This is a genomic window from Rhodococcus ruber, assembly GCF_016804345.1.
Classification (GTDB): domain Bacteria; phylum Actinomycetota; class Actinomycetes; order Mycobacteriales; family Mycobacteriaceae; genus Rhodococcus; species Rhodococcus ruber.
In genome coordinates this window covers 1573941-1593401 of sequence record NZ_CP044211.1, presented here as the reverse complement: position 1 = coordinate 1593401, position 19461 = coordinate 1573941, and the positions used below count along the sequence as shown (strand labels likewise).

The following is a 19461-nucleotide window of genomic DNA, read 5'->3' as shown; positions in this document are numbered from 1 at the left end:
GTGTGTCCTTACTTCGCGGCGTACGCCAGCTCGGCGGCCTTGTCAGCGGCCTCGTCCATGGTTCCGACCAGCGTGACCAGCGGGTGGTTGGCGTCGGCCAGGATCTTGCGGCCGGCCTCGACATTGTTGCCGTCCAGACGGACGACCAGCGGCTTGTTGGCCTCGTCGCCGAGGATCTCGAGCGCCTTGACGATGCCGTTGGCGACGGCGTCGCACGCGGTGATGCCACCGAACACGTTGACGAACACGCTCTGGACCTGGGAGTCGTTCAGGATCACGTCCAGGCCGGCGGCCATGACCTCGGCCGAGGCGCCACCGCCGATGTCGAGGAAGTTGGCGGGCTTGACGCCGCCGTGCTTCTCACCGGCGTACGCGACGACGTCGAGGGTCGACATGACCAGACCCGCGCCGTTGCCGATGATGCCGACCTGACCGTCGAGCTTGACGTAGTTCAGGTCGTGCTCCTTGGCCTTGGCCTCGAGCGGATCGGTGGAGTCCTTGTCCTCGAGCTCGGCGTGCTCGGGGTGACGGAAGCCCGCGTTCTCGTCGATGGTGACCTTGCCGTCCAGGGCGAGGATCTGATCGTCGGGGGTACGCACGAGGGGGTTGACCTCGACCAGGGTGGCGTCCTCGGCGACGAAGACCTCCCACAGCTTCTGGATGGTCACGGCCGCGGCGTCGAGCACCTCGGCGGGCAGGTGGCCCTGCTCGGCGATGCTGCGCGCGAACGCGAGGTCGACACCCTTGACGGCGTCCACGGACACCTTGGCGAGACGCTCGGGCTTGGTTGCCGCGACCTCTTCGATCTCCATGCCGCCCTCGACCGAGCACATGGCCAGGTAGGTGCGGTTGGCACGGTCGAGCAGGAAGGAGATGTAGTACTCCTCCGCGATGTCGCTGGCCTCGGCGACCAGCAGCTTCTTGACGATGTGACCCTTGATGTCGAGGCCGAGGATGTTCTCGGCGTGGGTCTTCGCATCCTCGGGGGTGGCGGCGTACTTCACGCCGCCGGCCTTGCCACGACCACCGGTCTTGACCTGGGCCTTGACCATCACAGGCTTACCGATTTCCTCGGCGATAGCCTTGGCATCGTCGGCCGTGTCGGTCACACGACCCAGCGACGTCGGCACACCATGCTTGGCGAAGAGTTCCTTCGCCTGGTATTCGAAGAGATCCATCTGCTCACCGTCTCGTCTGCGTTGACGCCCGCTCGAGGGGTATGAGCGGGTCCGTTCGGACTGTAACTAGTCGGAAGTCCCACCAAACGCCCGCACTCCTGGTATGTGTCGCATGTCACCGGAGTGGGGCCCCGAGGGGTACCTCACGGATTTTCCTCCCGGATTGTGAGCCACGCCGCAGCCAGGAGGAGCACCACCCCCAGGATTGCAGGCAGCGTGAGGACTCCGTTCACCGGCTCCTGCTCCGGGGTCCGTACGAGCACCCACGAGGCCGCGTACAGGGCCACCGAGGCCGCCGCACCGAGCAACAGCACACTGCCGCGGGCCGGCCGCGCACGCGCTGCGACCAGCACCGCGGCGACCACCGCGACGGCGAGCACCGCCCGCCCCCACACGTCGTACCCCCAGGGGTAGCTCAGCACCGAGCCGGCGCCGGGCTGCAACGGCAGCAGCACCCCGGCACCGGCAGTGAGCGCCGCCGCCGCGCCCACCGTGCGCGCGACGGGCCCGGCGATCCGTTCGACGGAGGTGTCGATGCCGTCGCGTTCCGCACCTCCCGCGAGGACGACGAACACGCCCGTCACCGCCGCCCCCAGGATGGCGGCCCCGGCCAGCCAGGTGCCCGGCCCGGCGCCGACACCGGGCAGGCCCGCGGCGAGCACCCAGGACTGCAGCACCGCCCCGGCGGCGGTGACCACCCCGGCGGCCGGCACCACGACGGCGGGTCGCAGCGGAGCAGCGAACTCGGAGAGCAGCAGCCACACGCTCAGTGCCAGCACGAGCAGACCCGCGGCGAACAGCATGCGGGCGGCAGGCAGTTCGGGCGCCGCACCGGCGGGCACCGACAGCGCCGGCAGCAGCGAACCCACTGTCGCGACGGCGCCGGTGACGAGCCCCGCGACACCCGCCTGCCGATGCCGCGCCGCGGGAGCGGACGGCAGCACCCTGGGCACCGGCCCGGCGGCGTGATCGGACCGTGCGACGAGCCGGGGCAGCGCGGCCGCGGCCGCGACGAGCAGGACGGCAGCGAGCACGCCGACGGCGGCCGCGGACGACGGCGTCAGCCGCGCACCGCTCAGTCCCGCCGCCAGCCGGGGCCCCAGGATGCCCAGCGCACCGAGCCCCGCACCGGCCAACGCCCCGGCTGCGGCGGCCGACGACGAGGTCACCAGCGCCCACGTCGCCGCCAGCAGCACCGCGACCGCCGCCACCAGGGCGCCGATCGCCGCAGCCGGCGTGGCGTCGAGGACGCCGGAACCGAGCAGGACCGGGTCGTTCGACACGAAGGGCGGGGCGAGCAGCGCACCGGCCGCGGCAAGTGCAGCTCCCGCCACACCGGCCGCCGCCGGAGCCCCGGTGCGGGCAACCGCGGGCCGGTCCTCGCCGGGGAGGTGGGCGTCGGGCTCGGCTTCCAGTTGCCGGACCGCGACGGCTCCGAGGGCCCCGGCGAGGACCGAGGCGAGATGACCGGCGAGGACGACGCCCGCGCCGGGACCTGCCGCGAGTCCCGCGGCGGTGACGGGCCGGAACAGCTCGAGGCGGTCCGCGTCGAGGGCGTCGGTGAACAGCGCGACGTCGAGCAGGGCCGCGCCGAGTGCGACGAACCCCGCTCCAGCGAGAAGCGCGGCGGCCCGGACGGCGGGGAGGGGGCCGCGCCGGCGGGCAAGACTCACCGCACCGGCGGGAACCGCGAGCGCGACGACGGCAGCGACGAGGGACGCGGCGCCCGAGGCGGCGCCGACCGGTCCCGTGTCGGCACGGACCACGGGCAGGAGCGGCGCGACCGCCACCGCGGTGGCTCCGAGCGCGGCCAGGACGAGCGCAGCGAGAAGTACGGGCGGGCGGCTCGGCACGATCCGACGCTACGACGGCCTTCCGGTACATCCCGGCGTGACACACCGTAAGTCTTCGGTATCGCCCCGTAACCAGGGAAATGTTTCCAGATTTGCCCAGCTCAAACTGTGATGCCGGTCACAAGGTCCGATTTCCTGCCCGTTTAGGTTGCCACGCTTGCGATCGTTTCGTTACCGTCGCTTCGGTCCGAGTAACGGTCAGGTCACGAACGGAGGACGGCAGTCGATGCACACTTGCACTCCCCGCGCCGACAGCCGTCCCGACAGCGAGTTCGACGATATCGACTTCGCAGGGGCGACCGACCGCCTCTACCCGGGCCACTGGCAGCCGCACGAGCACTACTTCGACGAGGGCCCTGCGGACGATCCGGACGTCTCGAGCATTGTGAATTTCCGTAACACCAGCACCACCGAGCAGTACGAATTCTACGGCGACGAGCCGGCCCGCCCGCTCACCGCCCTCGCAGTGTCCGACGGTGATCCGGCCGCCCCGCCTCGTCGCGGCGGCGCCCACCGCGTTCCCACTCCGCCCGCCGCCCTCAAGGGCCGTGCCGCGGTCCTCGCGGTCGCCGCCGGCGCCGTCGTCGCCGCGGGTCAGGCCGCCACCAGCGGCCCCGCTCAGAACTCCGAGCATTCCGAGGTCGCCCTCGCCGCCGACACCACCGGCTCGAACGTCATCACCGCCACCGCGGTGCCGCAGGCCGCCCAGTTCGCCGCGGAGACCGAGTCCGAGAGCGCGACTCCCTCCCAGGCCCCTCAGGTCCTCAACATCGCGGACCCGAACGACCTGTCCCAGTTCTCCAATCTGCTCGCCAAGGGCCAGCGCTTCAGCGAGGAGCGCGCCGCCCGCGAGGCCGCCGCCCGTCGCCCCCTGTTCGTCCTGCCGGCCGCGGGCGTCTTCACCTCCAGCTACGGCGCCCGCTGGGGAACCCTGCACGCCGGTGTGGACATCGCCGGTCCCATCGGAACCCCGATCCTCGCGGTCGCCGACGGCACCGTCATCGACTCCGGTCCGGCGTCCGGGTTCGGCATGTGGGTGCGTCTGCGCCACGCCGACGGCACCGTCACCGTCTACGGTCACATCGACCAGTCCTTCGTGACCGTCGGTCAGCAGGTCATGGCGGGTGACCAGATCGCCACCATGGGCAACCGTGGCCAGTCCACCGGCCCGCACCTGCACTTCGAGGTCCACCTCAACGGCATCGACAAGATCGATCCGCTGCCCTGGCTCGCGACTCGCGGCATCTCCCTCGGCATCCGGAACGACTGACCGCCGACCGCATTCGCGATACGGGCCCCGCACCGGCTGGTGCGGGGCCCGTATCGCGTCCGGCTCAGAGTTTGACCATCGGCACGCCGCCGACGAGCATCAACCGCACCTTCCCGGCGCTGCCGAAGTCGACGACCACCGTCGCGGTCGGCCCGGAGCCGCGGGTTTCGAGGACCGTGCCGAGGCCGTACTTGTCGTGGCTGACCCGATCGCCGACGGCGAGCACGAGATGGTTGTTGCGCGAACGCCCGGAACTCGGCGTCGACGGCCGGTCCCCGCCGAACCGGGAAGTCCCGCCCCCGAAGCCGGAACCGATTCCGCCGTAACCGCTCCGGCCCCGCCCGGCACCGATGGCGTGCCCACCGGCGACCCCCGGATCCTCCCGGCGCCATTCCACGAGTTCCTGCGGGATCTCCTGGAGGAAACGCGATTCCGGATTGGTCACGGGCTGCCCCCAGGCCGAGCGCAGCACCGCGCGGCTCAGATACAGGCGGTGCCGCGCACGGGTGAGGCCGACATAGGCCAGGCGCCGTTCCTCCGAGAGTTCGGCAGGGTCGCCGAGAGCGCGCATGTGCGGGAACTGCCCGTCCTCCCACCCGGTGACGAACACCACCGGGAATTCGAGCCCCTTGGCGGTGTGCAGCGTCATCAGGGTGACGACCCCGTCGCCCTCCTCGGGGATCTGATCGGCGTCGGCCACCAGCGACACCCGCTCGAGGAACGCCGCCAGGGAACCGGGCTCGGGCTCCCCCTCCGGCACCTCGCGTTCGTCCTCGAGACCCGCGGCGTTGCGCGCGTCCGAACAGAATTCTCTTGCGACGCTGACCAACTCGTTGAGGTTGTCGAGCCTCGTGCCGTCCTGCGGGTCGTCGCTGGCCTCGAGCTCGGCGCGATATCCGGTGCGATCGAGCACCGCTTCGACGATGTCGCCGATGTCGACGAGGTCGTTGCCGTCGGCGTCGGTCTCGGTGAGCATCGCCCGTAGTTCGTCCATGAGGTCGACGAACGCGGCGACGGCCTTCTGCGAGCGGGAATTCAGCAGCGGCACGGTCCCCTCGGCGGCGTCGCGCAGGGCCCGGCCGAACCCGACGCCCGTGCGTTCGGCGTGCACCGCCACGCAGGCCTCGGCGCGGTCGCCGATGCCGCGACGGGGGGTGTTGAGGATCCGGCGCAGGCTGACCGTGTCGTCCGGGTTCGCGAGCACCCGCAGGTACGCGACGAGGTCCCGCACCTCCTTGCGCTCGTAGAAGCGCACGCCGCCGACCACCCGGTAGGGCACGCCGTGCCGGATGAACACGTCCTCGAGGGCGCGCGAGGAGTTGTTGGTGCGGTAGAAGACGGCGATGTCGGCGAATTTCGCGTCCCCGGCGTCGACGAGCCGGTCGATCTCCGCGGCGACGAACTGCGCCTCGTCGTGCTCGTTGTCGGCGACGTACCCGGTGATCGGCTCCCCCGCACCGGAGTCAGTCCACAGCCGTTTCTCCCGACGCCCGGTGTTGCGGGCGATCACCGCGTTCGCCGCGGAGAGGATGGTCTGGGTGGAACGGTAGTTCTGCTCGAGCAGGATCGTGCGAGCCTCGGGATAGTCGCGTTCGAACTCCTCGATGTTGCGGATCGTCGCGCCGCGGAACGCGTAGATGGACTGGTCGGCGTCGCCGACGACACACAGTTCCGCCGGCGCGACCGCGTCGTCCGACACGGTGTCGTCCGCCCCGCCGACGAGCGTGCGCACGAGCACGTACTGCGCGTGGTTGGTGTCCTGGTACTCGTCGACGAGAACGTGGCGGAACCGTCGGCGGTAGTACTCCGCCACCGGCGGATGCGCCTGCAACAGCGCCACCGTCTCCCCGATCAGGTCGTCGAAGTCGAAGGCGTTGGCCGCGCGCAGCCGCTGCTGGTAGTGGGCGTAGACCGTCGCGACGATCCGCGGCAGGTCCGCCGCCTCGCGATCCGCGGCGGCCGCGGCCTCCTCGGGACCGATCAGCTCGTTCTTGAGATTGGAGATGTGCGTAGCCAGCAGCCGCGCGGAGTACCGCTTGACGTCGAGGTCGAGATCCTTGGCGATCATGGTGAGCAGCCGCCGGGAGTCGTCGGCGTCGTAGATGGTGAAGTTCGAGTTCATCCCCGACAGCAGCGCCGACTGCGCGCGCAGGATCCGCACGCAGCTCGAGTGGAACGTCGACACCCACATGCTGTTCGCCCGCGGGCCGACCAGGTGGGCGACACGCTCGCGCATCTCGGCGGCCGCCTTGTTGGTGAACGTGATGGCCAGGATCTGGCCCGGCGTCACCCTCCGCTCCCCCAGCAGGTACGCGATGCGCCGCGTCAGCACCGCCGTCTTCCCCGAGCCGGCGCCCGCGACGATGAGCAGCGGAGAACCCGTGTGGGTCACCGCCTCCCGCTGCTGTGGGTTGAGGCCCTCGAGCAGAGCGTCGGAGGTCGTCGCTCGCACCCCCGGGTTCGGGGCGGGGACGGGACGGCCGGAGGCAACGGGAGTGTTCATCGTGGTACCAAACTACCGGCGATCGCCGACAGCCGTGCCGGCCGGGCGGGGGCGATTCGACAGGTATGCCTTACTTGGCCGGTTCGGGGACGGGTGGCAAACTGAACGTCATGTCATGTGCTCCACGTCGCCGCTACCGGCGACACTGCCATCGGTGTGAGAGCCGATGACCGAGGCCTGACCGCACCCCGAGGCTTCGGCTGCCGCGCCACCGAAGCCCGAGCCGACGGCCGGACCGGTAACGCCCGCAGAATCCGAAGCGATCCCAGAGCTGACGCGAGGAGACGACATGAGCACCAACACCGAGGCCACCGGTTCCGGAGCCAGCGCATCCGATGCTGCCCTGCCCACCACCGAGGCGGAGATCGACGAGCTCCGCAAGGAGATCGATCGGCTCGACGCCGAGATCCTGGCGGCGGTCAAGCGCCGCACCGAGGTCTCGCGCATCATCGGCCAGACCCGGATGGCATCCGGCGGCACCCGCCTGGTCCACAGCCGGGAGATGAAGGTCCTCGAGCGCTTCAGCGAGCTGGGCCAGGAGGGTCACACGCTGGCCATGCTGCTGCTGCGACTCGGCCGCGGCCGCCTGGGTCACTGAGGCCGCGGCCGCCTGGACCCACCGAGGCCGCGGCCGCCTGGACCCACCGAGGCTGCGGCCGGGGTCACCGAGGCACCCCGGCCCCGGTACGCCCCCGAGCACGCGACGGTCGGGGGCGTAGCCGTCGCGCAGGTCACTGCAGCGCGATGTACTTCGTCTCGAGGTACTCCTCGATGCCTTCGCTGCCGCCCTCGCGGCCCAGCCCGGAGGCCTTGACGCCGCCGAAGGGCGCCGCGACGTCGGAGATCACGCCCCGGTTGACGCCCACCATGCCGGATTCGAGGGCCTCGGACACCCGCAGCGCCCGGTCCAGGTTCTGCGTGTAGATGTACGCGGCCAGTCCGTATTCGGTGGCGTTGGCCGCGTCGATCGCCTCCTGCTCGGTGTCGAATCCGGTCACAGCGGCGACGGGACCGAACACCTCCTCGCGCAGGATCCGGGCGTCGGCCGTCACTCCGTCGAGCACGGTCGCGGGGTAGAACCACCCCCGACCGTCGGGGACGTCCCCGCCGAGCCGCACGCTCGCACCGGCCGCGACCGCGTCCTGCACCAGCGTGCCGACGGTCTCCCGCTGGCCCGCGTTGATCAGCGGACCGAGCGTGGTGCCGGGGTCGGTACCCGGCCCGAGCCGGTACTGCGCCATGCGCTCGGTGAGCTTCTTCACGAACTCCTCCCGCACCGGGTTGGCGACGTGGAAGCGGTTCGCGGCCGTGCACGCCTCGCCTCCGTTGCGCAGCTTGGCGGCCAGTGCTCCCTCCACCGCGGCGTCGAGGTCGGCGTCGTCGAACACCAGGAACGGCGCGTTGCCACCCAGTTCCATCGACGTGCGCAGCATCGCCTTCCCGGCCCGTTCGGACAGGGTCCGGCCCACCTCGGTGGAACCGGTGAAGGTCAGCTTGCGCAGGCGGGGATCGTCGATCAGCGGGCCGGTGACCGCGCCGGCACGCGAGGTCGGCAGCACCGACAGCACCCCCTTCGGAAGCCCGGCCTCGGCGAACAGCTGGGCGAGCAGCAGCATCGTCAGGGGGGTCTCCGACGCGGGCTTCATCAGGATCGTGCAGCCCGCGGCGAGGGCGGGACCGATCTTGCGGGTGCCCATCGCGAGCGGGAAGTTCCACGGCGTGATCGCCAGGCACGGTCCCACCGCTTGCTTGGTCACCAGGATCCGTCCGTTGCCGGCGGGTGCGTGCGTGTAGCGCCCCGAGATCCGCACCGCCTCCTCGGCGAACCAGCGGAAGAACTCGGCCCCGTACTTGGCCTCGGCCCGGCTCTCCGGCAGGGCCTTGCCCATTTCGAGAGTCATCAGGAGCGCGAAGTCCTCGGCCCGTTCGGTGATCCTCGCGAACACCGAACGCAGCAGTTCACCCCGCTCGCGCGGCGCGGTCGCCGCCCACTCGTGCTGGGCGGCCACCGCGGCGTCGAGGGCGCGGACGGCGTCGGCGGGGCTCGCGTCGGCGACGTCGGTGAGGATGTCGCCGGTGGCGGGATCGTGGACGGTGAAGGTGGCGCCGTTCTCGGCGGCCACCCATTCCCCGCCGAGGAACAGTTCTGTCGGTACGGTCCGGATCAGTTCTTCGGTGTCCATGTCCCACATCATGCGCTCCGGGACCCGGGCGGGTTCCGAACCCGCCGGTAACTACGGGCCCGCACTAGGCTCTGAATTCATGAGCGACGTGACTCGAACCGCACCGTGGCAGCAGCTGTCCCAGCACCGTTCGGAGCTCGAGGCGGTGGATCTGCGAGGGTTGTTCGCGGCGGATCCGGGTCGGGCGCAGCGGTTGTCGGTGACCGCGGGCGACTGGTACATCGACTACAGCAAGCACCGCATCACCGACACCACCGTCGCGTTGCTGCTGGATCTGGCCCGGGCCGCCGGGGTCGAATCCCGCCGCGACGCGATGCTCGCCGGGGAACGCATCAACAGCACCGAGGACCGGGCGGTGCTGCACACCGCGCTGCGGCTGCCGCGGTCGGCGACGCTGCCCGTGGACGGCGCCGACGTGGTCCCCGACGTCCACACCGTGCTCGACGCGATGGCCGGCTTCGCCGAGCAGGTCCGCTCCGGCACCTGGCGCGGCGCCACCGGGGAGACGATCACCACGGTGATCAACATCGGCATCGGCGGCTCGGACCTGGGCCCAGCGATGGTGGCGCGGGCGTTGCGGCACTACGCCGACGGCCCGGACGCCCGGTTCGTCGCCAACATCGATCCGGCGGATCTGACCGCGCAGCTGTCCGACCTGGATCCGGCCCGGACGCTGTTCGTGGTGGCGTCGAAGACGTTCACCACCATCGAAACGCTCACCAACGCCACCGCCGCGCGGCGCTGGCTGGTCGCCGCCCTCGGCGAGGACGCCGTCGCGGCGCACTTCGTGGCGGTGTCCACCAATGCCGCCAAGGTCGCCGAGTTCGGTATCGACCCGGCGAACATGTTCGGGTTCTGGGACTGGGTGGGTGGGCGGTACTCGGTGGGTTCGGCGATCGGCCTGTCGGTGATGTGCGCGATCGGCCCGGTGCGGTTCGCCGAATTCCTGGCCGGGATGCACACCGTCGACGAGCACTTCGCCACCGCGCCGCTCGAGGCGAACGCGCCGGTGCTGCTCGGGCTGCTGGGGGTGTGGTACGCGTCGGTGCTGGGAGCGCAGACGCGGGCAGTGCTGCCCTACAGCCAGGACCTGGCGCGGCTGCCGGCGTATCTGCAGCAGCTGACCATGGAGTCGAACGGCAAGTCGGTGCGACTCGACGGCAGCCCCGTCGACCACGACACCGGGGAGATCTTCTGGGGTGAGCCGGGCACGAACGGTCAGCACGCGTTCTTCCAGCTGCTGCACCAGGGCACCCGGCTGATCCCGGCCGACTTCGTCGGGTTCGCCACCGCGCTCGAGGATCTGCCCACCATCGACGGCACCGGCAGCATGCACCAGGTGCTGCTGGCGAACATGCTCGCCCAGGCCAAGGTGCTCGCGTTCGGCAAGACCGCGGCCGAGGTCGCCGCCGACGGCACCGACCCGGCGCTGGTGGCGCACAAGGTGATGCCCGGCAACCGGCCCTCGACCACCCTGCTCGCCCCGGCGCTGACGCCGGCGACGCTGGGCCAGTTGATCGCCCTGTACGAGCATCAGGTGTTCGTCCAGGGGGTGATCTGGGGTATCGATTCGTTCGACCAGTGGGGCGTCGAACTCGGCAAGACCCAGGCCCTGCAACTGACACCCGCCCTGACCGGCGCGGCGGACCCCGACACCGGCGACACCTCCACCGACACCCTCGTCCGCACAATCCGGCGGTGGCGTAAGAACTAGAGCAGACACCCGTTGTGGCGGGCTTGCACCGGTTTCCGACTGCGGAAACGGGGGCAAGCCCGCCGATTCGGGCGCAAGCTCTGCCGCTCAGGCGGCGTGCGGGCGGGACCAGCGGCGGGTCGTGTGGACCCGGTCGCCGTCGACGAGGCGGGCGGCCAGGTCGTACTGCTCGAGCCACCGCACCGCGGGCGCTCCGCGGCGCAGAGCTGCCGCGGCCGCGGCGTCGGCCCACAACGCGTCCTCGGCGATGACGGTGACCTGCACCCACCGTCCGGAGACGTCCTTTCCGCCGTCCTGCTCTGCGTCGGAGTCGTCGCGCACGCGCGTCGCTATGGCGCTTCCGGCCGGGAGTTCGACGGTCCCGGCGCCGGGGACGGACACCTGCCACCCACCGGCGGGACTGTGACCGGCGGTGGCCGTCACGTCGCCCATCCGCACCAGGACACCGCATTCGAGGCTGCGGGCCACGGTCGCGGCGGCCCGATCGGCGGTGTCGGCCCTGGCCGTCTCGGTGATGTCGAGGTTGACGCCGAACGGGGCCAGCACGGTCTCGCCGTCGAGGTGGATGTCGCTGTAATCGGGGAGCGGATGGATGGGCGGGGTGGCGTCCTCGTCGATCCCTGCGTCGTCGGCCGCCAAGGGACTCACCGTCCCGTCGGTCATCCGGGCGACCCAGAGCGCCGAGCGCAGCAACGCCGACAGCCGCGGGCTGACCTGGACGGGAATGCCCTGGGCGAGGTTGACCTCGTGGATCTCCGCGTCGCCGCGCTGCGGGTTGCACGCCGCCTCGGATTCCGCGATCGCGGCACGCACCCGCGTTTCGGCCTCCGCCAGGGCGGCGTACTCCGTGACGGCCACCGTCACCGGGACCCCCCATTCCCGCCATTCGCTGCTTCTGATCATGAGGGGCTCCGGGCTCGCTCGACGATCGTTGTCGTTACCTCCAGTATGCCCTGACCTCCAGGATGCCCTGTGGGTCGTCGCCCGTCGGCTCGCGTGAGGGTCGCCGCGGATCAGACGCGCGCGAGGATCGCCGCGGTGTCCAGGCCGGTGGGCATGGTCCCCAGGGCGATGCCCCAGTCGTCGCCCAGCCGGGTGGCGCAGAAGGCGTCCGCGACGGCCGGATGCCCGTGCCGCACGAGCTGTGCACCCTGCAGGACCAGCGCCATCAGTTCCACGATCCGGCGGGCCCGGTACTCGACGTTCTCGAGATCGGCGAGTTCCTTGCCGACGCGCGCCACGGCGTCGTCGAGCCGGGAGTCGGCGCCCTCGGCCAGGCGTACCTCGGCGAAGAACGCGTCCACGGTCTCGGGCTGCTTGACCATCGCGCGCAGTGCGTCGAGGGCGGCGACGTTGCCCGAGCCTTCCCAGATCGACATGAGCGGTGCCTCGCGGTACAGCCGCGGCATCCCGGATTCCTCGGCGTAGCCGTTGCCGCCGAGGCATTCGAGGGCCTCCGCGGCGTGGGCGGGGGCGCGCTTGCACACCCAGTACTTGGTGACCGCGAGGGCGATGCGGCGCAGCGCCGCCTCCTGCGGATCCGTCGATGCGCGGTCCGTCGCACCGGCCAGCCGCATCATCATGGTCGTCGCGGCTTCCGACTCGACGATCAGGTCGGCGAGCACGTTCCGCATGAGCGGCTGGTCGACGAGCAGGGCGCCGAACGCCTTCCGGTGGCGGGCGTGGTGGACGGCGCGCAGCGTCGCCGCGCGCATTCCGGTCGCCGAGCCGATCACGCAGTCCAGGCGCGTCATGTTCACCATCTCGATGATGGTGTTGACGCCGCGGCCCTCCGCGCCGACGAGCCAGCCGGTTGCGCCCTCGTACTCGATCTCGGAGGACGCGTTCGACTTGTTCCCGAGCTTGTCCTTGAGCCGCTGGATGCGGATGCGGTTGCGGCTGCCGTCGGGAAGCACCCGCGGCAGCAGGAAGCACGAGAGGCCGCTGGTGGTCTGCGCCAGCGTGAGGAACATGTCCGACATCGGTGCGGAGGTGAACCACTTGTGTCCGACGATGCGGTAACTGCCGTCCGCCTGAGGGGTCGCGGTCGTCGTGTTGGCCCGCACGTCCGATCCGCCCTGCTTCTCGGTCATGGACATGCCGGCGATCAGGCCGCGCTTGGTGGACGGTTCCCGGAGCCCGAAGTCGTAGTGCGGGGCGGTGAGCAGCGGCTCGTACGTCGCGGCGAGTTCGGGATTGTGCCGCAGCGCCGGTATCACCGCGTACGTCATGGAGATCGGGCACATGTGTCCCGCTTCGGCCTGGCCCCACACGTAGAACTTGGCGGCCCGGGCGACGTGCGCCCCGGCCCGGGGGTCGCGCCACGGTGCCGCGTGCATGCCGTGCTCGACGGCCACCGTCATGAGGTCGTGCCAGTGCGGATGGAACTCCACCTCGTCGACGCGGTGCCCGTAGCGATCGTGGGTGTGCAGCACGGGCGGGTACTCGTCGACGAGCCTGCCCCATTCCTGCGCACGCGTCCCTCCGGCGAGCGCGCCGATCTCCCGGACTTCGTCCTCGGCCCAGGCGGCTCCTTCGCGGCGCAGGCCCTCGAGCAGTGCCGCGTCGTCGGCCGCCTGGTACGGCACGAGGTCGGGCACCTGGTTGAACACCTCGTGGGTGGCGGGAAACGTGGGTGATTCGGTCATGGCCGGGCTCCTAGTGCGCGTAGGGCGAATGCGACGAGTTCGGGGACGGTGTCGGTGGCGGCCACGCCGGACTGCAGCGGGCCGGTGAGAACCTCGCCGACCGCCCCGACGAGGGCGGCGGCGGACAGCGCCGGGTTGCGAGAGGTGAGATCGCCCGAGTCGACACCGCGGCGCAGGGCGTCCTCGAACGCCGCCGCGAAGGCGCGGCGCAGCACCAGGCGTTCGGCGTCGACGGCCGCGTCGACGGGTTCGGCGAGCAGGGCGTAGGCGAGGGTGGGGTTGCGCAGGGCGCGGCGGGCGAAGGTCTCGACGACGGCGGCCACCTGTGCGGCCGCACCGTCCGGCCGGGCCGCGTCGGCGGCCGCGACGACGGCGTCGACCTCCCGGCCGCACAGGCTGCGGAAGATGCGCACCATCAGTTCGGACTTGTCGGCGTAGTGCCGGTAGACGCTGCCGGTGGCGACGCCGGCGCGCTCGGCGACCGCCGCGATGGACAGTCCCTGGTAGCCGCGCTCGGACAGCAGGCTCACGGCGGCGTCGGCGATCGCCTCGCGTTGCGCGTCGAGCCGCTGCTGCACGGCGGGGGTCCGGCGGTAGGCCACGAAAGAATTGAACCTCGATTCACAGCTTGGGTCAAGGACGGCGGCTACCGTCGGGACCGTGAACCGGCTCAGCGTGGTGGACGAGATCTTCCTGTACAGACATCGCGGCCTCGGCCTGCCCGTCGCACTGCAGGGACTGTGGCGCACCGGCGACACCGTGGGCGCCCCCCTGCTGATCTCGCTGCACGACGCACTCGGCCGCGGCCCCCTCGGCCGCCGCGTGGTTCGCCCGCACGTCCCGGGCGCCCGCCCCCGGCTCGAGCCGGGCCTGCGCAGCTACCCGCTGCGCTACCCACCCGAGCCGATCCCCACCACCGACGTCCTCACCTGGGCGGACCAGCAGGCGGAAGTGGACGTCGACCCCGAACTCGGACCGGGCTGGGCGCTGACCGCCACCCGCGTCGAGGGCGGCGGAACGGTCGTCTCGCTGGTGTGCTCGCACGTGCTCGCCGACGCGCGCGGTCTGATCGACGCCGTCGCCGACGCGCTGGCCGAGCGGATCCGTCCGTCCGACCCCGAGCGCGTCTCCGACCTCCGCGACGCCGCACGCCTGGTCCGTCGCGTCGCCCGCGGCCTGCGCCGGGCCCGCTGGTCCCCCACGACCGGCAAGCCCCCGCGTCCCCGTCCGATCCGCTCACCGGCGCGGACGGCACTGCTCGACGTGGACGCGCTCGCCTGGGACACCGCCGCCGACACGGCCGGCGGCACCCCCAACTCGCTCTTCCTCGCCCTCGCCACGGGCGTCGCGCACCGCGCCGGGCTCGACTGGCCGGTGCGGATCGCGGTGCCCGTCGACGGCCGCACCGCCGCGCCCGGGCTCCCCGGCGCCGGCAACGGGGTGACGATGACCGAGGTGGTGGTCGACGCCTCCGATACCCCGGCGTCGATCCGCCACCACGCCCGGGCGGCGTACACCCGCGGCCGGGAGGGGGCGCCGCACGGCCTGCCGGACGAGGCGCTGCAACTGCTGCCCGACCGGCTCGCCGCGCGCCTCGCCGCCGGGGCCGGTGAGCGGGACCTGCTGTGCTCCAATATCGGACCGTTGCCCGCGGTGCTCGACGGCTTCGGGCCGCACCGCACCACCGGCGTCGCGACCCGCGCCGTCCACCCGGGACTCGCGACCGCCCGGGCCGCGACATCCACCCGGCTCGCCGCATACCTGTGCCGTCAGGGGGACCGCTACACCTTGGCCCTCGTCGCACTCGACGACGAGTGCTTCCCCACCCGGGCCACCCTGCGCGCCCACACCGACGCCGAGCTCGCCGCCCACGGCCTGCACGGCCGGCACTGGTAACGCGGCACCTATGACCGGCCGTCACGTACAGTTCGAACATGGCGGACGAGACCCTTGTCACAGTTTCCGACGGTGCCCTGCGGGGCACCCGCATCGGCGACCTGCTCGCCTGGCGCGGAGTCCCCTACGCAGCTCCTCCGGTCGGCCCGCTGCGACTGCGCGCCCCGCAACCGGTGCAGCCGTGGACCGGCGAGCGCGACGCCACGCACTTCGGTGCCGCGGCGAGCCAGCACCCACGGGGCCTGACCATCGGCTTCCGGAAACAGCAGCCCGCGAGCGAGGACTGCCTGACGCTCAACGTGCTGGCACCCGCGGCCCCCGCCGCGGCACCCCGACCGGTGATGGTGTTCATCCACGGCGGCGCCTACACGCTGGGCACTACGGCGCTGCCGCTCTACGGCGGGGAATCGCTGGTACGCCGCGGTGACCTGATCTACGTGTCGATCAACTACCGGCTCGGCAGCCTCGGCTATCTCGACTTCACCGAATTCTCCACGGCCGAAAGACCGTTCGACTCCAATCTCGGACTACGCGACCAGGTTGCCGCGCTGGCGTGGGTGCGCCGCAACATCGCCGCCTTCGGCGGCGACCCCGACAACATCACGATCTTCGGCGAGTCCGCCGGCGGCAATGCCGTGACCACGCTGCTCGCCACCCCGGCGGCCGAAGGACTGTTCGCCCGCGCCGTCGCCCAGAGTTCGGCACCCAACCTCGTCGTCGACGCCGAGCATGCGGCCGAGTGGGCGCGACGTTTCGTCGAACTGCTCGGCGCAGACCGGGATTCCGCGGTCGAGGCACTCGGGTCCGCCACTCCGGTCGACTTCGGCCGTGCCGCCCGGCGGCTCAGCGGGCGCATCCTGCACGAGACTCCCGGCCTGCACGCGTTCGGTCCCGTCGTCGACGGCGACTACCTCCCCACCACCCCCGTCGAGGCCTACGAAACCGGTGCCGCACATCGGGTTCCGCTCGTCATCGGCACCAATGCCCGGGAGGGGACGCTGTTCCCGCGGGTCCTCGACGCGCTGCCGACCAATCAACTCCGCATCGAGCAGATGTTCGGGCTCACCGATCCCACGGCGCAGGAACGCGTCGTCGCGGCCTATCCCGGGTATCCGGACGCCCGGGCGGCCGTCGACCTCGGCGGCGACCTCACGTTCTGGCATCCCTCGATCGAGATCGCCCAGGCCCACTCCCGCCACGCCCCCACCTACAGCTACCGGTTCGACTACGCGCCGCCGCTGCTGCGCTGGACCGGCTTCCACGCCACCCACGCCTTCGAACTGCTCTCCGTGTTCGGCCAGGCCGACACCGCCCTGGGACGGGTGGTCACCGCCGCCGGGGGCCGGCGTGCGCTGCGCACGGTGAGCGACGCGGTGCAGCGCCAATGGCTGCACTTCGCGCACGTGGGAGAGCCGCTGCCGTCGTGGCCGCGCTACGACGAACACGACCGCGCCACCGTCGTCTTCGACGACCCGACGCACGTGGAGTACGACCCGTGGCGGGAGCGGCGACTCGCCTGGGCCGGGTACCGCGGCTACCGCGGAGTGGCGCTGCCGCAGCGGTGAGCGCTCACTTGACCACGGTCAGCAGGAACACGACGTCCTCGAGCGCGGTGACGCTGTGCCGGACGGTGGGCAGCACCAGATAGTCGCCGGTCGAACCCTTCCAGGAATCGTCCCCGGCGATCAGGGACAGGCGCCCGCTGAGCACCTGCAGGGACCCCTCGCCGGGGCCGTCGTGCTCGGCGAGTTCGTGTCCGGCGAGCAGCGCGACCATCGTCTGCCGCAGATGCCTGGCGTGCCCGCCGAAGATGGTCTGCGAGCTGCGGCCGCTGCTCGATGCCGCCGCCAGCTTCAGTTGCTGTCGCGCCAGAGCCGTGAGGGATAGCTTGTCCATGGCTGCCCTTCCTGGTCGGGGTACGCCCTCGCAGTATGGCCCACCGGACGCGCCACCGGTCAGGTTCGCGTGTACCGGACGAAACGGAACCCGATTCCGTCGCCGGATTCCTGCCGCTCACCGACGTCCACGGCCGTCCACTCGGAACCGATCGGCGGGGCGAAGGCATCCGCTCCGGTGTCCAGGTCCACCTCCGTGACGAGCAGCTGCGTCGCGTGCGGTACGGCCTGCGCGTAGATCTGTCCGCCACCTATGACGCAGACGTCGCCGTCCCCGGCGAGCGCCAGGGCCTGCGGCACCCCGTGGGCCACCTCGGCGCCCGCGTCCGACCAGGCCGGGTCGCGGGTGACGACGATGTTGCGCCGGCCCGGCAGCGGCCGGAAGCGCGGCGGCAGCGACTCCCACGTCAACCGGCCCATGATCACCGGCTTTCCCCGCGTCGCGGCCCGGAAGTGCGCCATGTCCTCGGGGATGTGCCACGGGATCGCACCGTCGCGGCCGATGCCCCCGGCGCGGTCCTGCGCCCAGATCAGGACGACGTCCCCCGCCGCCGTCATACCGCGACCGGGGCCTTGATGGGCGGGTGGTGCCGGTAGCCGGTGACCTGCACGTCCTCGTACTCGTACTCGAAGATCGACCCGCGCCGGTTCAGCTCCAGGGTGGGGTACGGATAGGGCTCCCGGGCGAGCTGCTCGGTGACCTGCTCGACGTGGTTGTCGTAGATGTGGCAGTCCCCGCCCGTCCACACGAACTCGCCCGGCTCGAGATCGGTCTGCTGAGCGACCATGTGGGTGAGCAGCGCATAGCTGGCGATGTTGAACGGCACGCCGAGGAACAGGTCGGCGCTGCGCTGGTACAGCTGGCAGCTGAGCCTGCCGCCGGCGACGTGGAACTGGAAGAACGCGTGGCACGGCGCGAGCGCCATCTTGTCGATCTCGCCGACGTTCCACGCGGAGACCACGATGCGCCGCGAGTCGGGGTCGGTGCGGATGGTGTCGATCGCCTTGGTGATCTGGTCGATGTGCCCGCCGTCGGGGGCCGGCCAGGACCGCCACTGCACCCCGTAGACGGGACCGAGCTCGCCGTCGGCGTCGGCCCACTCGTCCCAGATGGTCACGCCGTGCTCCTGCAGCCACTTGACGTTCGAGTCGCCGCGCAGGAACCACAGCAGCTCGTACACGATCGACTTCAGGTGCACCTTCTTGGTGGTGATCAGCGGAAAGCCCTGCGCGAGGTCGAAACGCATCTGGTGCCCGAACAGGCTGCGCGTACCGGTGCCCGTCCGGTCCGCCTTCGGCGTGCCGGTCTCGAGCACCAAGCGGAGGAGGTCTTCGTACGGGGTGGGCACGGCAGTCACCCCGACAGGCTATCGCCCGTGCGTGGTTGTGGTCGTCGGGGCAGCCCGAAGCACGCACGAGCGCGATAGCCTGGCACCATGCCCGAGCTGCCCGAGGTGGAAGCCCTGGCGGTGTTCCTGCGCGAGCACGCCGTCGGTGCCGTCGTCGGCCGGATCGACGTGGCGGCGCTCAGCGTCCTGCAGACCGCCGACCCGCCGGTCACCGCGCTGCAGGGCCGCGACGTCACCGGCGTGTCCCGATTCGGGAAGTTCCTCGCGGTCGACTGCGCCGGGCTCTGGCTCGTCGTGCACCTGTCACGCGCCGGGTGGCTGCGCTGGCAGGACAACCCGTCGCCGGCCCCGCCGAAGCTGGGCCGCGGCCCACTCGCGCTGCGGGTACATCTGTTCACCCCCGAGGCCGCCACCCCCGCCTTCGACCTCACCGAGGCCGGCACCCGCAAACGTCTGGCCGTGTGGATCGTCGACCGCCCGCAGCAGGTGCCCGGCATCGCCCGGCTCGGTCCCGACGCCCTGGCCGTCACCGCCGACGAGCTGGCCGCGCGACTGGCCGGCAGCACCGCCCGCCTGAAGACCGCCCTCACCGACCAGCAGGTGCTCGCCGGGATCGGCAACGCCTACTCCGACGAGATCCTGCACGTCGCCCGGCTGTCGCCGTTCGCGCCGGCGGGCCGGCTCGGCGACGAGCAACGACAGGCGCTGTACGACGCGATGCGCACGGTGCTGCTCGACGCCGTCACCCGTTCCGTGGGGCAGGACGCCGCACGGCTCAAAGGCGAGAAGCGGTCGGGGATGCGGGTCCACGCCCGCGCCGGGCTGCCCTGCCCGGAGTGCGGCGACACCGTCCGCGAGGTCGCCTACGCCGAGCGCTCCTTCCAGTACTGCCCCACGTGTCAGACCGGCGGCAGGATCCTCGCGGACCGGCGGCTGTCGCGGCTGGTCAAGTGAGCGGTGCCGTGCGGACCC

At 71.6% G+C, this 19461-nt stretch carries 16 protein-coding genes; 6 read left to right on the top strand and 10 right to left on the bottom strand.

The genetic code is table 11. From position 1 onward, the window contains the following. Positions 1 to 8: 8 nt before the first annotated feature. Entirely contained in the window at positions 9 to 1178 is a 1170-nt protein-coding gene (gene sucC / locus F1734_RS07490) for an ADP-forming succinate--CoA ligase subunit beta (RefSeq protein WP_010593039.1), read from the bottom strand. A 143-nt stretch (positions 1179 to 1321) separates the two neighbouring features. Then, positions 1322 to 3031 carry a hypothetical protein gene (locus tag F1734_RS07485; protein ID WP_010593040.1) on the bottom strand — a complete coding sequence of 570 codons (1710 nt, stop codon included), beginning with the start codon at positions 3029 to 3031 and terminating at the stop codon, positions 1322 to 1324. A gap of 226 nt (positions 3032 to 3257) precedes the next feature. Between F1734_RS07485 and F1734_RS07480 the strand changes: the two genes are divergently transcribed. Next, positions 3258 to 4301 carry a M23 family metallopeptidase gene (locus F1734_RS07480; protein ID WP_203011485.1) on the top strand — a complete coding sequence of 348 codons (1044 nt, stop codon included), beginning with the start codon at positions 3258 to 3260 and terminating at the stop codon, positions 4299 to 4301. 64 nt (positions 4302 to 4365) lie between these two features. On the opposite strand, the gene pcrA is transcribed toward F1734_RS07480, so the two are convergent. After that, entirely contained in the window at positions 4366 to 6804 is a 2439-nt protein-coding gene (gene pcrA / locus F1734_RS07475; protein WP_082900265.1) for a DNA helicase PcrA, read from the bottom strand. A 289-nt stretch (positions 6805 to 7093) separates the two neighbouring features. Here pcrA and F1734_RS07470 point away from each other — a divergent pair, with 289 nt between their 5' ends. Beyond that, a complete protein-coding gene (locus F1734_RS07470) occupies positions 7094 to 7402 on the top strand; it encodes a chorismate mutase (protein ID WP_003937752.1) in 309 nt (102 codons plus the stop codon). Between the two features lie 133 nt (positions 7403 to 7535). Here the strand turns inward: F1734_RS07470 and F1734_RS07465 are convergent, their stop codons facing one another. Then, positions 7536 to 8987, bottom strand: coding sequence for an NAD-dependent succinate-semialdehyde dehydrogenase (locus tag F1734_RS07465; protein WP_026137462.1), 1452 nt, complete (start codon positions 8985 to 8987; stop codon positions 7536 to 7538). A gap of 79 nt (positions 8988 to 9066) precedes the next feature. Here F1734_RS07465 and pgi point away from each other — a divergent pair, with 79 nt between their 5' ends. After that, positions 9067 to 10701, top strand: coding sequence for a glucose-6-phosphate isomerase (gene pgi / locus F1734_RS07460; protein WP_119699496.1), 1635 nt, complete (start codon positions 9067 to 9069; stop codon positions 10699 to 10701). 87 nt (positions 10702 to 10788) lie between these two features. Here pgi and F1734_RS07455 read toward each other — a convergent pair whose 3' ends face one another. The 3 genes from F1734_RS07455 to F1734_RS07445 all read right to left on the bottom strand — a co-directional run bounded on the left by F1734_RS07455 (position 10789) and on the right by F1734_RS07445 (position 13951). Continuing rightward, positions 10789 to 11604 (bottom strand): FAD:protein FMN transferase, encoded by an 816-nt coding sequence (locus F1734_RS07455; protein ID WP_119699495.1) that lies wholly within the window; start codon positions 11602 to 11604, stop codon positions 10789 to 10791. A gap of 110 nt (positions 11605 to 11714) precedes the next feature. Next, positions 11715 to 13349 (bottom strand): acyl-CoA dehydrogenase family protein, encoded by a 1635-nt coding sequence (locus F1734_RS07450; protein ID WP_048774062.1) that lies wholly within the window; start codon positions 13347 to 13349, stop codon positions 11715 to 11717. Further along, positions 13346 to 13951 carry a TetR/AcrR family transcriptional regulator gene (locus F1734_RS07445; RefSeq protein ID WP_010593048.1) on the bottom strand — a complete coding sequence of 202 codons (606 nt, stop codon included), beginning with the start codon at positions 13949 to 13951 and terminating at the stop codon, positions 13346 to 13348. Before F1734_RS07445 ends, F1734_RS07450 begins: the two co-directional genes overlap by 4 nt. Positions 13952 to 14009: 58 nt before the next feature. Between F1734_RS07445 and F1734_RS07440 the strand changes: the two genes are divergently transcribed. Both F1734_RS07440 and F1734_RS07435 read left to right on the top strand, forming a co-directional pair. Continuing rightward, complete coding sequence (locus F1734_RS07440) at positions 14010 to 15245, top strand: hypothetical protein (protein ID WP_203011484.1); 1236 nt, start codon at positions 14010 to 14012, stop codon at positions 15243 to 15245. 38 nt (positions 15246 to 15283) lie between these two features. Beyond that, entirely contained in the window at positions 15284 to 16810 is a 1527-nt protein-coding gene (locus tag F1734_RS07435; protein ID WP_010593050.1) for a carboxylesterase/lipase family protein, read from the top strand. Between the two features lie 4 nt (positions 16811 to 16814). On the opposite strand, the gene F1734_RS07430 is transcribed toward F1734_RS07435, so the two are convergent. Genes F1734_RS07430 through F1734_RS07420 form a run of 3 tightly spaced genes read right to left on the bottom strand, consistent with a single transcriptional unit; the run spans position 16815 to position 18489 of the window. Then, the gene (locus tag F1734_RS07430) at positions 16815 to 17141 is read right to left on the bottom strand and encodes a cupin domain-containing protein (protein WP_010593051.1); all 327 of its coding nucleotides are present in this window, start codon (positions 17139 to 17141) and stop codon (positions 16815 to 16817) included. A 59-nt stretch (positions 17142 to 17200) separates the two neighbouring features. Further along, positions 17201 to 17698 (bottom strand): dihydrofolate reductase, encoded by a 498-nt coding sequence (locus F1734_RS07425; RefSeq protein ID WP_017679422.1) that lies wholly within the window; start codon positions 17696 to 17698, stop codon positions 17201 to 17203. Beyond that, the gene (locus F1734_RS07420; protein WP_010593053.1) at positions 17695 to 18489 is read right to left on the bottom strand and encodes a thymidylate synthase; all 795 of its coding nucleotides are present in this window, start codon (positions 18487 to 18489) and stop codon (positions 17695 to 17697) included. The genes F1734_RS07425 and F1734_RS07420 overlap by 4 nt, the downstream gene beginning before the upstream one ends. Positions 18490 to 18576: 87 nt before the next feature. On the opposite strand from F1734_RS07420, the gene F1734_RS07415 reads away from it, so the two are divergent. Then, the gene (locus F1734_RS07415) at positions 18577 to 19443 is read left to right on the top strand and encodes an Fpg/Nei family DNA glycosylase (protein ID WP_017679420.1); all 867 of its coding nucleotides are present in this window, start codon (positions 18577 to 18579) and stop codon (positions 19441 to 19443) included. The last annotated feature ends 18 nt before the right edge of the window (positions 19444 to 19461 follow it).